This is a genomic window from Novibacillus thermophilus (assembly GCF_002005165.1).
Classification (GTDB): domain Bacteria; phylum Bacillota; class Bacilli; order Thermoactinomycetales; family Novibacillaceae; genus Novibacillus; species Novibacillus thermophilus.
Genome location: NZ_CP019699.1, coordinates 3,335,631 through 3,350,992, shown reverse-complemented (window position 1 = coordinate 3,350,992; position 15,362 = coordinate 3,335,631). Strand labels below are relative to the sequence as shown.

General features: G+C 57.6%; 9 protein-coding genes and 1 pseudogene. All 10 read left to right on the top strand.

Annotation, left to right across the window (positions count from 1 at the left end; all coding sequences use genetic code 11):
* Positions 1 to 54: 54 nt before the first annotated feature.
* The 10 genes and pseudogenes from secA to carB all read left to right on the top strand — a co-directional run bounded on the left by secA (position 55) and on the right by carB (position 15,328).
* Complete coding sequence (gene secA, locus B0W44_RS16295) at positions 55 to 2,595, top strand: preprotein translocase subunit SecA (protein ID WP_077721452.1); 2,541 nt, start codon at positions 55 to 57, stop codon at positions 2,593 to 2,595.
* A gap of 142 nt (positions 2,596 to 2,737) precedes the next feature.
* Positions 2,738 to 3,845, top strand: a protein-coding gene (gene prfB / locus B0W44_RS16290; protein ID WP_149027058.1) for a peptide chain release factor 2 whose coding sequence is annotated in 2 segments (ribosomal slippage) — positions 2,738 to 2,809 and positions 2,811 to 3,845 — 1,107 coding nt in all. Because the reading frame shifts where the segments join, the coding sequence is not laid out codon by codon here.
* A gap of 112 nt (positions 3,846 to 3,957) precedes the next feature.
* Positions 3,958 to 5,955, top strand: coding sequence for a transketolase (gene tkt / locus B0W44_RS16285; protein WP_077720939.1), 1,998 nt, complete (start codon positions 3,958 to 3,960; stop codon positions 5,953 to 5,955).
* A gap of 185 nt (positions 5,956 to 6,140) precedes the next feature.
* Positions 6,141 to 6,530, top strand: coding sequence for a c-type cytochrome (locus B0W44_RS16280; protein ID WP_077720937.1), 390 nt, complete (start codon positions 6,141 to 6,143; stop codon positions 6,528 to 6,530).
* A gap of 140 nt (positions 6,531 to 6,670) precedes the next feature.
* The gene (gene argC, locus B0W44_RS16275) at positions 6,671 to 7,705 is read left to right on the top strand and encodes an N-acetyl-gamma-glutamyl-phosphate reductase (RefSeq protein WP_077720936.1); all 1,035 of its coding nucleotides are present in this window, start codon (positions 6,671 to 6,673) and stop codon (positions 7,703 to 7,705) included.
* A 14-nt stretch (positions 7,706 to 7,719) separates the two neighbouring features.
* The gene (gene argJ / locus B0W44_RS16270; protein ID WP_077720935.1) at positions 7,720 to 8,982 is read left to right on the top strand and encodes a bifunctional glutamate N-acetyltransferase/amino-acid acetyltransferase ArgJ; all 1,263 of its coding nucleotides are present in this window, start codon (positions 7,720 to 7,722) and stop codon (positions 8,980 to 8,982) included.
* A gap of 67 nt (positions 8,983 to 9,049) precedes the next feature.
* Positions 9,050 to 9,898, top strand: coding sequence for an acetylglutamate kinase (gene argB / locus B0W44_RS16265; RefSeq protein ID WP_169835637.1), 849 nt, complete (start codon positions 9,050 to 9,052; stop codon positions 9,896 to 9,898).
* Positions 9,852 to 11,011, top strand: a pseudogene (locus tag B0W44_RS16260) (acetylornithine transaminase). Before argB ends, B0W44_RS16260 begins: the two are co-directional and overlap by 47 nt.
* Entirely contained in the window at positions 11,008 to 12,099 is a 1,092-nt protein-coding gene (locus B0W44_RS16255; protein ID WP_228441281.1) for a carbamoyl phosphate synthase small subunit, read from the top strand. The pseudogene B0W44_RS16260 and the gene B0W44_RS16255 overlap by 4 nt, the downstream one beginning before the upstream one ends.
* Positions 12,092 to 15,328, top strand: coding sequence for a carbamoyl-phosphate synthase (glutamine-hydrolyzing) large subunit (gene carB, locus B0W44_RS16250; RefSeq protein WP_077720932.1), 3,237 nt, complete (start codon positions 12,092 to 12,094; stop codon positions 15,326 to 15,328). Before B0W44_RS16255 ends, carB begins: the two co-directional genes overlap by 8 nt.
* The last annotated feature ends 34 nt before the right edge of the window (positions 15,329 to 15,362 follow it).

Below are 15,362 nucleotides of genomic sequence, written 5' to 3'. Positions count from 1 at the left end.
ACGGATTGGGACAACGAGCGAAAGGAGTGAAAACGCGTGTCTCTTAAATCGGCGATGCGAAAAGTGTTTCCGAGTCAAAACGACAAGGAACTGAAAAAGATAAAGAAAATAGCCGACCGCATCGAGGCGTTGGAACCGGAGATCAGCCGTTGTACGGACGAACAGCTGAGGAACAAGACGTCTGAGTTTAAAGAGCGGCTGGCGGGCGGGGAGACGTTGGACGACTTGCTGCCGGAAGCGTTTGCCGTCGTGCGGGAGGCGGCGCGGCGGGTGCTCGGGATGCGCCATTTTTACGTGCAGTTAATGGGGGGCGTCGTCCTGCACCAAGGGCGCATTGCGGAGATGAAGACGGGGGAAGGGAAGACACTCGTGGCGACGCTTCCCGCCTACTTAAATGCCCTTACGGAAAAAGGCGTGCACGTCGTCACTGTGAACGAGTATTTGGCCCAGCGCGACCGGGAGAGCATGGGACAAATTTACGAATTTCTCGGCCTGACCGTCGGGTTGAATTTGCACGGGATGAAAGCCGAAGAGAAGCGAGAGGCGTATCAGGCGGACATTACGTTCGGCACGAACAACGAATTCGGCTTTGACTACTTGCGCGACAACATGGTGCTGTACAAAGAGCAAATCGTGCAACGTCCGCTTCACTACGCCATCGTGGACGAAGTGGACAGCATTTTAATTGACGAAGCGCGGACACCGCTCATCATTACCGGGCAGGCGAACAAGACGACAGACATATACTACGCCGCGGACCGGTTTGCCAAGCGGTTGAAGCCGGACGAAGATTTTACCGTCGATGAGAAAACCCGCTCCGTGATGCTGACCGAACAGGGCGTCGACAAGGCGGAGCAGGCGTTTGGCATCGACAATTTGTACGACGCGAAAAACATGACGCTCAATCACCACATCAACCAGGCGCTCAAGGCGAACGTCATGATGCACCGCGACGAAGATTACGTCGTCAACGAAGACGGTGTCGTCATCGTCGACGAGTTTACTGGCCGCCTCATGCACGGGCGCCGTTACAGTGACGGGCTGCACCAGGCTATCGAAGCAAAAGAAGGGCTGCAGGTGCAGAAGGAGAGCATGACGCTGGCCACGATAACGTTCCAAAACTACTTCCGCATGTATGAGAAACTGGCGGGGATGACCGGTACAGCGAAAACAGAGGAAGAAGAGTTCCGCAAAATTTACGGCATGGACGTCGTCGTCATCCCGACGAACAAACCGATGATCCGAAAGGACCTGTCCGACGTCCTGTACAAGACGGAAGAAGTGAAGTACCGCAAAGTGGTGGAGGAAATCGTGAGGCGCCACGAGAAAGGGCAGCCGGTCCTCGTCGGCACTGTGTCCATCGCCAACTCGGAACGCCTGTCGAAAATGCTGAAGAAAAAGGGCATTCCCCACAAAGTGTTGAATGCCAAACACCACCGGGAAGAAGCGGAAATTATCAGTCAGGCAGGACAGAAGGGGGCCGTCACCATTGCGACGAACATGGCCGGGCGCGGAACAGACATCGTCCTCGGCGAAGGGGTTGCCGAGCTGGGGGGCCTGCACATCATCGGGACGGAGCGGCATGAGAGCCGGCGCATCGACAACCAGTTGCGAGGACGTTCCGGCCGACAGGGAGACCCGGGTTCGTCCCAGTTTTTCCTTTCCTTTGAAGACGATTTGATCCGCCGCTTCGGGTCCGACCGGATAAAAGGGGTCTTGGAGAAAATGGGGATGGACGACGAGCAAGAGATCGAAGGGCGGATGTTTACGAAGGCGATCGAAACGTCGCAGAAGCGTATTGAAGGCGCGAACTTTGATACCCGGCGGATTGTGTTGCAGTACGACAACGTGTTGAACGAGCAGCGCTCCATCATCTACAAACAGCGGCGCGAAGTGCTGGAAACGGACAACATGCGCGACATTGTCCGTGGTATGATCAAAACCGTCATCGAGCACATTGTCGAGCTGAGCACACCGGAGAAGGACATCCCGGAAGAGTGGGACATTGACGCGATCGTCGATTACGTCAACGCTAACTTGCTCAAAGAACCGGAACGTCTGACAGCCGATGAGATCAAGTTGAAAGAGCGGGATGAGGTCATTCAAATTGTTGAAGACAAAGTGCTCACGCAGTACGATGAACGGGAACAGCAAATCACCCGTGAACGGATGAACGAGTTTGAAAAAGTGGTCGTGCTGAGGACTGTTGACCGCAAGTGGATGGACCACATCGACGCTATGGAACAACTGCGTCAGGGCATCCACCTCAGGGCGTACGGGCAGAGCAATCCGCTCCGCGAATACCAGTTTGAAGGGTTTAACATGTTCAACGAGATGGTATTCGAAATATCCGAGGAAGTGGCGAAGCTCGTCATGAAGGCGGAAGTGAGCGACAATCTGGAACGGGAAGAAGTGGCCGTCGGACAAACGGCGACGACGAGAAATTACAATCAACCCGCTCCGAAACAGGAACCGAAAAAAAGACAGCCTGTCCGCGTAGGAGCGAAAGTGGGCCGCAACGACCCGTGCCCGTGCGGAAGCGGCAAAAAGTACAAACAGTGTCACGGCGCTGTTGGGAAGACGGGGACGGAATAGCGCCCCGGCCTCGGGGAACCAACACCATGGCGTACGCCTACCGCGTGACGCCAATCCGATAGGCAGACGGTTTTCTTTCTCATGCCGATGACGTTTTTAGCATTCAATCCCTCAATTTTTACACGGAAAGGTATGATGTGAGATGAACGAAACGGAACTGAAGCAAGAGCTCGAAAAGACAGCCAGCCGACTGGCGGAAATCAGGGGGTCTCTTTGACCTCGGGGAGAAAAAGAAACAAATTGAACGACTGGAACAGAAAATGTCCCGCCCCGATTTTTGGGACGACCGGGATCAAGCTCGACAAGTCATTGACGAGAGTAACCACTTGAAACACCAAGTGGAACAGATGGAAACATTGTACAGTCTGTACGAGGACATTCAAGTGCTCATGGAACTGGCGGAAGAAGAGGGTGACGCATCCCTCTACGACGAGGCATCTCAGAACATGCGTGAGTTGAAAAAAGCCTTGTCTCAGTTCGAACTGGAACTGCTCTTGAGTGATCCTTACGACCGCAACAACGCGATCCTCGAACTGCACCCCGGTGCTGGTGGAACGGAGTCCCAGGATTGGGCGGAAATGCTCTTGCGCATGTATACGCGTTGGGCTCAACATCACCAGTTTCACGTGGAGACGCTCGATTACCTCCCGGGGGACGAAGCGGGTGTCAAGAGTGTCACGCTCCTGATTAAAGGGCACAACGCGTACGGGTATCTAAAGGCGGAAAAGGGTGTCCACCGCCTCGTGCGCATTTCTCCGTTTGACTCGAGCGGCCGCCGTCACACGTCGTTCGTCTCCTGCAACGTCATGCCGGAGATTGCAGACGACGACACCGAGATTGAGTTGAACACAGACGAGCTGAAAATCGATACGTACCGTTCCAGCGGGGCCGGCGGACAGCATGTGAACACGACGGACTCAGCCGTTCGCATTACCCACATTCCCACCGGCACTGTCGTCACGTGCCAGTCGGAGCGGTCTCAAATTAAAAACCGCGAACGGGCGATGAAAATATTAAAAGCCCGCCTGTACGAGTTGAAGCGTGCCGAGAGGGAGAAGAAACTGGCCGAAATCCAAGGCGAGCAGCGTGAGATCGCTTGGGGGAATCAGATACGTTCCTACGTCTTCCACCCGTACAGCATGGTGAAAGACCACCGCACCAACGTGGAGATTGGAAACGTCAATGCCGTGATGGACGGGGAGATCGACCTTTTCATCGACGCTTATTTGCGGAGCAATATGGACCAATGACTCTGCTGTAGGATGTATGTTTTTGGAAAACTTTGTGAAAAACGGTTGCCAGATTGTGTATAATAGGGGCAACCGAATACATATCACACAATATTGGGGAGTTTGGATTGTTATGAAGTACACGGAAAAAGACCAGTTAGCGGTTCACGCCATTCGCACGTTGTCCATCGACGCTGTAGAAAAGGCGAACTCCGGCCACCCGGGAATGCCGATGGGAGCTGCGCCGATGGCGTACGTGTTGTGGACGCGGTTCATGCGCCACAACCCGGCTAACCCTGCCTGGCCGAACCGGGATCGCTTTGTATTGTCGGCCGGCCACGGGTCGATGCTGCTGTACAGTTTGCTGCACTTAAGCGGCTACGACTTGTCCTTGGACGAGTTGAAAAACTTCCGCCAGTGGGGGAGCAAAGCCCCGGGGCATCCGGAATACGGCATGACGCCCGGTGTGGAAACGACGACCGGTCCCCTCGGACAAGGGTTTACCAACGCCGTCGGCTTTGCCATGGCCGAGCGTTTCCTCGCCCACACCTTCAACAAGCCGGAACACACCGTGATCGATCACTACACGTACACGATCGTCGGCGACGGCGATTTGATGGAAGGTGTGACGGCCGAAGCTGCCTCCCTCGCCGGGCACTTGAAACTGGACCGCCTCATCGTGCTGTACGATTCTAACGACATTTCCCTGGACGGGGAGACGAACAAAGCGTTCACCGAAGATGTGGCAGCGCGCTTTCGGGCGTACGGCTGGCACGTCCTCCGCGTCGAAGACGGAAACGACCTCGGCGCCATCCACCGAGCCCTGGAAGAGGCGAAAAACCATCGAGGGCAGCCGACCTTGATCGAAGTGAAAACCCACATCGGCTACGGCAGTCCGAACAAACAGGACACAGCTGCGGCCCACGGCGCTCCCCTCGGGGAGGAAGAGGTGAAACTGACGAAACAGACCTACCAGTGGGAGCATCCCCCGTTTCACGTGCCGGACGAAGCGAAGGAAGCGTTTCGCGCGGTGCGCACCGCTGGAGAAGAAGCTGAACGAGAGTGGGAGGCCCGGCTGAAAGCTTACGAAGCCGCCTATCCCGAAGAAGGGCAAAAACTGCGTGCAGCTTTACATGGCAACTTGCCGAAAGGGTGGGAAGACGAGCTTCCCCGCTACCGAGCAGGTGACAAGCTGGCGACGCGCAACGCCTCTGGTGATGTGCTTAACGCTGTTGCTCCTCACTATCCGACCTTGCTCGGCGGATCAGCTGATTTGAGTGGCTCCAACAAGACGACGCTGAAACAATTCGACATTTATTCAGCTGAAGACTACAGCGGCCGCAACGTATGGTACGGCGTAAGAGAACACGCCATGGGCGGCATCATGAACGGTCTCGCCCTGCACGGAGGCGTACGCCCTTACGGCGGCACGTTCCTCGTCTTTTCCGACTACTTGCGACCGTCCATCCGCCTCGCCGCCCTCATGGACCAGCCGGTCGTGTACGTCTTCACCCACGACAGCATCGGGGTCGGCGAAGACGGCCCGACCCATCAGCCCGTGGAACATCTAGCTGCCCTCCGGGCCATTCCGAACCTCACCGTCCTTCGTCCCGGCGATGCCGTCGAGACAGCGGAAGCGTGGCGCTACGTGCTGAGTCAGACGCACGGCCCCGCCGTCCTCGCCCTTAGCCGACAAGGACTGCCGGTGTTGGAAGGGACGGTGAAACATGCCCGGGATGGTGTGCGGCGAGGTGCCTACATCGTGGAGGAAGCGGCCAATGGCGACCCGGCCGCCATCGTCATCGCCACCGGCTCGGAACTGCACCTCGCTGTGCAAGCCCAGCAGCGGTTGGCAGAAGACGGCATCCACGTGCGCGTCGTGAGCATGCCCAGCTGGGAACTGTTTGAACAGCAGGACGAGGCGTATCGAAATGACGTGTTGCCGCCGGCAGTGACAAAGCGCCTGGCGGTAGAAGCAGGCTCCTCTATGGGATGGGAGCGATACGTCGGAGCAGAGGGTGACGTCCTCGGCATCGACCGCTTTGGCGAATCAGCACCGGGCAACAAGGTGATGGAAGCTTTCGGTTTTACCGTGGAGAATGTCGTCGCCCGTTTGCGAGAATTATTGTAACGGATCAATCAGGCCAAGCTCCGATCGGCAGGAAATGGTCGATCGGAGTTTTTTACATGGGATCGGCCGACGTTCCGGACACGTAGCCTTGACAAACGTCTGTACGGACTACTACGAAACATGCATAAGCCGGACGTGTGACGGACACCCTACCGATAGTGAGAACAACTTGGGAGGTTGTGACAATGCAAGTGAAATGGCTTAACGTGCTACTCGGTGTCGTCCTGTCGCTCGCGCTCATGAGCGGTTGCGGCGCCAGTACGGACGAAGAAGGGCAGCAAGGGACGGAAGACGGCGACACTGCCGTAGAAGAGGAGGCGCCAGAAGAAGGCGGTGCAGCCGCATATGACGAAGCCGCTGCGCAGGAGGCGTACGCCGGGTCGTGTGCTGCATGCCACGGCGGGAACTTGGAAGGGAGTGCCGGTCCGTCGTTGGAACAAGTCGGTACGAAGTATAGTGAGGAAGAAATTTTAGACATCATCAATAACGGTATCGGATCAATGCCCCCGCAGGGCGACGCCGTGGACGAAGAGGCTAAGGAAGACCTGGCCGCCTGGCTGGCCGATCAAAAATAACACGTCACGCAAAAACTTGCTTTGCTCAGGTGAAGCAAGTTTTTTTTGTGCTTTTTTTGATTTAGGGCCAAAAAGGGATTGTATTAATATAAGTGTAAATGTATAATAATACAAAACGTTGGTAAAGGCGTGTTTGGAAAGTGAAAGTCGTTATTGTAGGATCGACAGGTTACAGCGGCATTGAACTGGTGCGGTTGTGTGAGCAGCACCCCCACATTGAGATAGGAGCCCTCATTTCCACATCGGCTGGAGGCGAAACGTTGGGAGAGGTGTACCCCCATTTGAGCCATGTGCACGACTCGTTATCTGAATGGTCACTGGATCTTATAGCGTCTTCGGGAGAGGTTGTCTTTTTTGCTACACCGGCTGGCGTGAGCAGTCAGTGGGTCCCCCGGCTCGCAGAGCGCGGTTTAATCTGCATCGACTTGTCCGGGGACTTTCGCTTGACTGATCCCGGGGAGTACCGATCGTGGTATGGGCGTGAACCGGCTGAGCCGCGTTACTTAGAGCAAGCGGTTTACGGTTTGAGCGAGTGGAACCGGGAGGCGATTCGGGAAGCGTCAGTCGTCGCCAATCCCGGGTGCTATCCGACGGCAGCTCTAACGGGGTTGTTGCCGCTGTTGGCGGAGAACGTCATCGATCCGGGCACTGTCGTCATCGATGCCAAGTCCGGTGTTTCCGGTGCCGGCCGGAGTGCGAAAGTGCCGCTGCTGTTCGCCGAAGTGAATGAGAATGTACGGCCGTACAAAGTGGACGGCCATCAACACATTCCGGAAATTGAACTCGGCTGCCGCCGCTTTGCGGGAGTCGATCTCCGTGTATCGTTTACCCCCCACTTGATCCCGATGAGCCGTGGGATTTGTTGTACGGTGTACGCAGCCCTGACTGGCGGGGTGACAACCGACGACATTCAGGCTCTCTACCGCGAACATTACGACGAGGCACCGTTTGTTCGCTTGCGCGGGCCGGGGCAGTGGCCGCAGACAAAGGACGTGACCGGAAGCAATTTTTGCGACATCGGGTTTCATGTCGATGAACGCACCGGGCGGGTTGTCGTGCTGTCTGTCATCGACAATTTAATGAAGGGGGCTTCTGGGCAGGCGTTGCAAAATTTGAACATTCGCATGGGTTGGCCGGAGACAGCCGGATTGACAGGGTCTCCTGTATATCCTTGAAGGAGTGGAAACAGATGAAAAACAGCGTGCTCACAACGGAAGACGGGAACGCAAACGAAACATCGGCTGAGTTCAGCGTAGTAGAAGAGCCTGATGTGACCGCTCCCCGCGGTTTTAGAGCGGCCGGAGTTCACTGCGGCGTCAGGCGCAAGCGCTTGGACTTAGGTCTGATCGTGTGTGATGTCCCTGCAGTGACGGCGGCCGTGTACACGACGAACACGTTTCAAGCAGCGCCGCTGAAGGTGACGCAATCCAGCTTGCAAGTTGACGGCAAAATGCAAGCCATCGTCGTCAACAGCGGCAACGCTAACGCGTGCACGGGCGTTGAAGGTGAGCAGGACGCTTACCGCATGCAGGCGGAGGCCGCCCGGGTCATCGGCATACCGCCCCACTACGTCGGAGTGGCGTCGACAGGGGTGATCGGTGAACGGTTGCCGATGGACAAAATTTCCAAGGGGATTCAAGAACTTAAGCCGCAAAAAGACATCTCCGCCTCCGATGACTTTTGCCAGTCCATATTAACGACGGACACGTGTGTAAAAAAAGTTCACGTGACGGTCAAAGTTGACGGGGTAGACGTACAAGTGGCCGGGGCGGCAAAAGGTTCGGGGATGATTCAACCGAACATGGCGACGATGCTCGGGTTTATCACGACAGACGCTGTCATTGAACCTTCTGCTTTAGAACACCTGCTCCGGTCGACAACGGATGCGACGTACAACATGATCGCCGTCGACGGGGACACGAGCACGAACGACATGGTCATCGCCATGGCGAGTGGCCTGGCAGGGCACCAGGCGCTCCATGAAGGGCACCCAGATTGGGCGGCGTTTGCCACTGCCTTTCACTATGTCAACGAACAGCTGGCGAAGGCGATTGCCCGCGACGGAGAAGGGGCGACGAAGCTGATCGAAGTGCGTGTAACGGGCGCGGCAAGTTGTGAAATGGCGCGGCAGACGGCGAAAGCGGTGATCGGTTCCAACTTGGTCAAAACGGCCGTGTTCGGCGCTGATCCCAACTGGGGACGCATCATCTGCGCTGTCGGATACAGTGACGTTCCCGTCCAACCGGACAACGTGGACATTGCCATCGGTGGAATTCCCGTCGTCCGCCGCAGCTTCCCCGTCGATTACGATGAGGCGAAAGTGGCGGAAGCGATGAAACACGACCCGGTCGTCATTGACGTTGACTTGCACCAGGGGAAAGAAGAGGCGACGGCCTGGGGCTGTGATCTCACGTATGACTACGTGCGCATCAATTCCAGTTACCGGACGTGACGACAAGGGCGGTAACCGCTGTGTAGTGACCTGTAGAGGAAAGGCTAGAAAAGGGAGAGTTTCTAAAATGGCCGAAAAACAGACGATCGTCGTCAAGCTGGGCGGAAGTCTTTTGAATACGTTGCCCGCTTCCTTTTTTCAAGAGTGCGCGTCACTCCAGAAGGCAGGCGTGCATGTCGTCATCGTCCACGGCGGCGGACTGCGTATAAACGACTTTGCGAAACAGCTGTCGCTGGAAGCGAAATTCGTGAACGGGCTTCGGGTGACGGACGAGGCCGTACTAGAATTAGTAGAAATGGTGTTAGGCGGCTCAATCAACAAACAACTCGTCTCCCGTCTGGAACAAGCGGGTTGTTCCGCCGTCGGTATTTCCGGTGTGGACAGAAATTTGATACGGGTGCGGCAGCAAGACCCCCGCCTCGGTTTCGTCGGTGAGGTTGAGCAGGTGAACGTCAGCGTACTGCATGAGCTGCGCTCCCTCGGTTGGATTCCCGTCGTCGCTTCCCTAGGTGTCGATGGCGATGGACAGCACTACAACATTAACGCCGATACGGCGGCCGGGGCCGTTGCGAAGGCGCTAAAGGCCGACTGTCTCGTCCTGGCGACGGATGTCCCGGGAATTTTGGCCGGGGACGGCTTGAATCCGATTGATCGCATTACGCCGGGAGACGTTGCCCGCCTCATAGACGAAGGCGTCATTCGGGACGGTATGATTCCCAAAGTGAAGGCGGCGGCTGAATGTGTGGCGAACGGCGTGCAGACGGTTTGCATAGCAGACGGTCGTGCAGCAGGTTTCCTTGCAGGGACGCTGTCCCAACACGACGATTCGTTTCCGGGGACGAAAGTGGTCGCGGAAGGGTGTGAGATGGATGGCCTTAATGGAGACGTACACGCGTTGGCCCATCGTGCCGACTGAGGGGAAAGGGACGCGCATTTGGGATCAGTCCGGGCGCGAGTACTTAGATTTTACGTCGGGCATCGGGGTGGTCAACATCGGCCATTGCCACCCGCATGTCGTACAGCGTGTGGAGCGGCAACTGCACGCGCTGTGGCACGTCTCCAACTTGTTTCCCATTTCAGCGCAGGAGGCGCTGGCGCGACGCCTGACCGAGGCGAGCGGTTTAGGTGCCGCTTTCTTCTGTAACAGCGGAGCCGAAGCGAATGAAGCCGCGATTAAACTGGCGCGGAAGGCAGCCAACAGCCCCGGCCGGAGATCGTCACCTTTACCCAGTCGTTTCACGGCCGGACTCTCGCCACGTTAACCGCCACGGGACAGGATAAGGTGAAAGACGGCTTTCAGCCGTTAGTGCCCGGCTTTGTCACCGTGCCGTGGGGAGATGTCAAGGCGTTAGACAGCGCGATGTCACCTCACACGGCGGCGGTGATGCTGGAAGTGGTTCAAGGTGAAGGCGGCGTGCGTCCGGCTGACGCTGTCTGGTTGAAAAGGGTGGAGCAGTTGTGCCGCGAGCGCGGCTCGCTTCTCGTCGTGGACGAAGTGCAAACCGGCATGGGGCGGACGGGGACGCTTTTTGCCTACGAATCGTACGACATTCAGCCGGACGTGGTCACGTTGGCCAAAGGGTTGGGCAACGGATTTCCAGTCGGGTGTCTCCTGGCCGCGTCCGAGGTGGCGGCTCACTTTGGGCCGGGTAGTCACGGGTCCACGTTCGGCGGCAATCCGTTGGCGATGGAAGCGGGGCTTGCCGTTTTGGACGTCTTGCAGCAGCCTGGGTTCTTGGACGATGTAAAAGCGAAAGGGCAGACGCTCAAATCCCGGCTTCAGCATCGTTTGCAGTCCCATCCCCTCGTGTCTGAAATTCGGGGGCGCGGGTTGATGGTCGGGATCGCGCTCAACGAACCGCGAACGCAAGAGCTGATCGCGTCCGCCCAAAAAGAAGGGTTGCTCGTGCTGGCAGCAGGTCCAGACGTGTTGCGACTGCTGCCGCCGTTAACTGTGAGTGAGGCGGAGCTCGACCAAGCTGTTGACTTATTGACACGCGCGTTCACGGCAGTAGGAGTGGGGGAATGACGATGAAAGCTTTTTTGCTGCTCGACACTGGGGACGTCTTCCCCGGTGAGTGGATCGGTCAGCCGCGAGAGGCTGTGGGGGAAATCGTGTTTTACACCGGGATGACCGGTTACCAGGAGGTGTTGACTGACCCGTCGTACGGGGGGCAGATCGTGACGTTTACGTATCCGATGATTGGCAACTACGGCGTTCACGCGGGGGAAGACGAGAGTCCGAGGCCACAGGCTGCTGGGATTGTCGTTGGCGAATACTGTCCGCATCCGTCCCCTTACGGAAAGGCGGAGACTCTGGCGGAGAAGCTGGACCGTCACGGCATTCCAGGGATCAGCGGGATCGACACCCGGGCCGTGACGACCATCGTGCGGGAAAAAGGGTTGGTGCGGGGAAGGTTGAGCTGTGAAAGCCGGTGGCCGCGTCACGTGGAGTGGCCGGATTCGCTCTCCCTTGAATGGGTGCAAAAGGCCTCTGTCACACAGCCGGAAACGTACGGGAAAAACGACGGCAGACCACACATTGTGCTGATCGACTACGGGCGTAAACAGTCCATCGTCGAGGCGCTTTTGGCCCACGGGTGCCGGGTCACGGCCGTTCCGTTCAATTGGTCGAACGAACAAATTTTAGCCCTTCGCCCCGACGGTTTGCTCCTCTCCAACGGCCCTGGAGATCCGCAGGCACTCTCGCCCTACGCCCAGAGGCTACGGCCGTTGTTAGAGCAACTTCCTACCCTCGGCATTTGCCTCGGACAGCAAGTCGTCGCCCTCGCCTTTGGCGCTTCGACAGAAAGAATGCCATACGGACACCGGGGCAGCAATCATCCCGTCAAAAGTGTGTCTACAGACAAAGTGTGGATCACCTCGCAAAATCACGGCTACGTCGTCGTGAAGGAGTCTCTCGACCCTGACGAGTGGGAGCTGACGTATGTGAACGTGAACGACGACTCGGTAGAAGGGTTCAGGCACAAGCGCTACCCGATTCAGTGCGTACAGTTTCACCCTGAAGCCCGACCGGGACCTGCCGAAGCAGAAGTGATCTTCCAGCAGTTTGTCCGCAAAGTGAACCGTCAGCGAAAGGAGACCACTTATGCCTAAACAGCCCCACATACAGAAAGTGCTCGTCATCGGCTCCGGTCCGATCACGATTGGGCAGGCGGCGGAATTCGACTACGCCGGGACGCAGGCGTGTCTCGCCTTAAAAGAGGAACAGATTCACGTCGTACTGGTGAACAACAACCCGGCGACGATTATGACCGACGAAGAAGTAGCCGACACCCTCTACTTGGAACCGTTGACGGTTGAATCGGTGACGAAGATCATTGCCAGGGAGCGTCCTGACGGGTTGCTCGCCACCACCGGCGGTCAGACTGGTTTAAACTTGGCCATCGCCTTAAACAAAGCGGGGGTGTTGCAACGATACGGCGTCCAATTGTTGGGGACCCCGATTCGTACAATTGAAAACAGCGAAGATCGGGAAATGTTTAAAAACATGATGGAACAGATCGGGGAGCCGGTCCCTGCCAGCATCATCGCCCGCGATATGGAGACAGCCCTTTCGTTTGCCGGCGAGACGGGCTACCCGCTGATTGTGCGTCCGGCGTATACGCTGGGGGGTTCGGGAGGCGGCATTGCCCGTGACGAAGAGCAGCTGAGGCAAATTGTGCGCCGGGGACTGAAGGCGAGCCCGATTCACCAAGTGCTCGTCGAGCAGAGCATAAAAGGGTGGAAAGAGATCGAATACGAGGTGATGCGGGATGTGAACGACACGTGCATCACCGTGTGCAACATGGAAAACGTCGATCCCGTGGGCATCCATACCGGCGACAGCGTCGTTGTGGCGCCGTCGCAGACGCTGACCGACCAGCAACATCAGATGCTGCGCAGCTCGGCCCTCAAGGTCATCCGCTCCCTCGGCGTCGTCGGCGGCTGTAACATTCAGTTCGCCCTCCACCCTGAGACGGGAGAGTATGCCATTATCGAAGTGAATCCGCGGGTCAGCCGTTCCAGTGCGCTGGCGTCGAAAGTGACGGGTTATCCGATCGCCCGCATCGCTGCCAAACTTTCTGTCGGTTTGCACTTGGACGAATGTGTGAACCCAGTGACCGGCCACACGTATGCCAGTTTTGAGCCGGCCGTCGACTACATCGCCGTCAAGCTGCCCCGCTGGCCCTTTGACAAATTTCCGCAAGGGGACCGCGTGTTGGGGACGCAAATGAAGGCGACGGGTGAAGTAATGGCACTGGAGCGGACGTTTGAAGCCGCTCTGATGAAAGCCGTGCGCTCCCTCGACGTTGGCCAGTACGGCCTGCTGCAGCCGGAACACGAGGCATTGCCGGACGATGTGTTGCAACACAGGCTTGAGTGTGCCGATGACGAGCGGCTGTTTTTGCTGGGGGAAGCGTTCCGGCGGGGCTGGTCGCTGGAAGACGTGCACCGTTTGACGGATATCGACCCGTTTTTTCTGTTTAAGCTCCGTACGCTCGTTCAAACGGAACAGCAGTTGAAACAGACGGCGTGGCAGGACGTGACCGGGGAGGAGTTGCGCAAGGCCAAACGGCTCGGCTTCACGGCTACGCACTTGGCCGGGCTGTTCGGTGTGCCCGCACAGGCGGTGCGCAAGCGGTGCGAACAGGCCGGCTTCAAACCGGGTTACAAGTGCGTCGACACGTGTGCGGCCGAGTTCGTAGCGGAAACGCCGTACTTTTACTCCACGTGGTCGGGAACTGACGAAGTGCCGGTCGACGCCCAAGGGGAGAAAGTGCTCGTTGCCGGATCGGGACCGATTCGCATCGGGCAGGGCATCGAATTCGACTACTGCTCCGTGCACGGCGTCAAAGCGTTAAAGCAGATGGGCATACCGTCGGTCGTCGTCAACAACAACCCGGAAACGGTGAGTACTGATTACGCGACGGCAGACCGACTGTACTTTGAGCCGTTGACGGCAGACGACGTCGTCGCTGTTGCCCGGAAAGAGCAGGTGAGGGGCGTCCTGTTGCAGTACGGGGGTCAAACGGCAGTGAAGCTAGTGGCGGAGCTGGAAGCAGCCGGGCTCCCCGTTCTGGGGACGTGCCGCGAAGCCATCGACCTTGTGGAAGACCGCGACCGGTTTTATACATTGCTTCAGCAGCTGGGCATCCCGCACATCCCCGGTGTGGCAGTGCAGAACGATCACGTGTTGCTTGAAGCGGCTGAACAGCTCGGCTACCCCCTCTTGTTGCGTCCGTCGTACGTCATTGGCGGTCAAGGCATGCACATCGTGCACGCTTCCGAACAGTTGACGGCACTGCTGAAGCGGGAGGCGTTTGCTCCGCAGGCGTATCCGCTCCTTCTCGACCGCTACCTGGAAGGAACGGAAATCGAAGTAGACGCGGTGACGGACGGACGCGACGTGACAATCCCGCTGTTGATTGAGCACGTGGAGAGGGCAGGTGTCCACTCTGGTGACAGCATGGCATTTTTCCCGGCGGTTGACGTTTCAAAAGTTGTGCAGCAGCAAATCGTCGATTACACGGAGCGCATCGCACGCGCGCTGCCCCACAAAGGAATGCTCAACATACAGTTCGTCGTTTGGCGCGGGCGGGTGTACGTCTTGGAAGTAAACCCCCGCGCCTCGCGCACCGCTCCCGTTGTGAGCAAAGTGACCGGACATCCTGTCCTGCTGTGGGCGACCGAGGTGCAGCTCGGTAAACGGCTGTCTGACGTGGCGCCACTGGGCTTGTTGCCGAGGCCTGCCGGATGCGCAGTGAAAGCCCCAGTGTTTTCAACGGCGAAGTTGCCGGGGGTAGACGCCGCAGTCGGCCCGAACATGCAGTCGACCGGTGAAGTGATCGGCCTCGGTTCGACGGCAGTGGAGGCGATGGCGAAAGTCCTTCCGTGGTCTGTACCGGGCTACACGGACGGAGTGTGGGACGATGCCTGTGGGAAACGCGTGCTCATCAGCATTGGCGACAGCAAAAAAGAAGCAGCGCTCCCTCTGTTGAAGCGCCTTGCGAAAAAAGGACTGGACCTTCTCGCCACTCCCGGAACAGCCGAAACGTTGCGACAAAACGGTCTACACGTTCACACCTGCACGTGGGCGGAAGCGCGAGAAGCGGTCAAAGCTGAACGCGTCAAAGCCGTCGTGAACATTCCAACTCGAAGCGGGGAGCAGACCCGCGACGGGTTTAAGTTGAGGGAAACAGCTTTACAGTACAACGTTCCCCTCTTTCTCACGTTGGAGGCAGTGGAGTGGTCACTCAAAGTAGCCGCAAATCGGCCGCCGGACACTGTCTATTCTTTGAAAGAGTTTTACGGGCTGTCACAATCGACGGCATCACCGGTATAAACACGTAAGGCATCCCTTCTTCCGCCGCCAATAC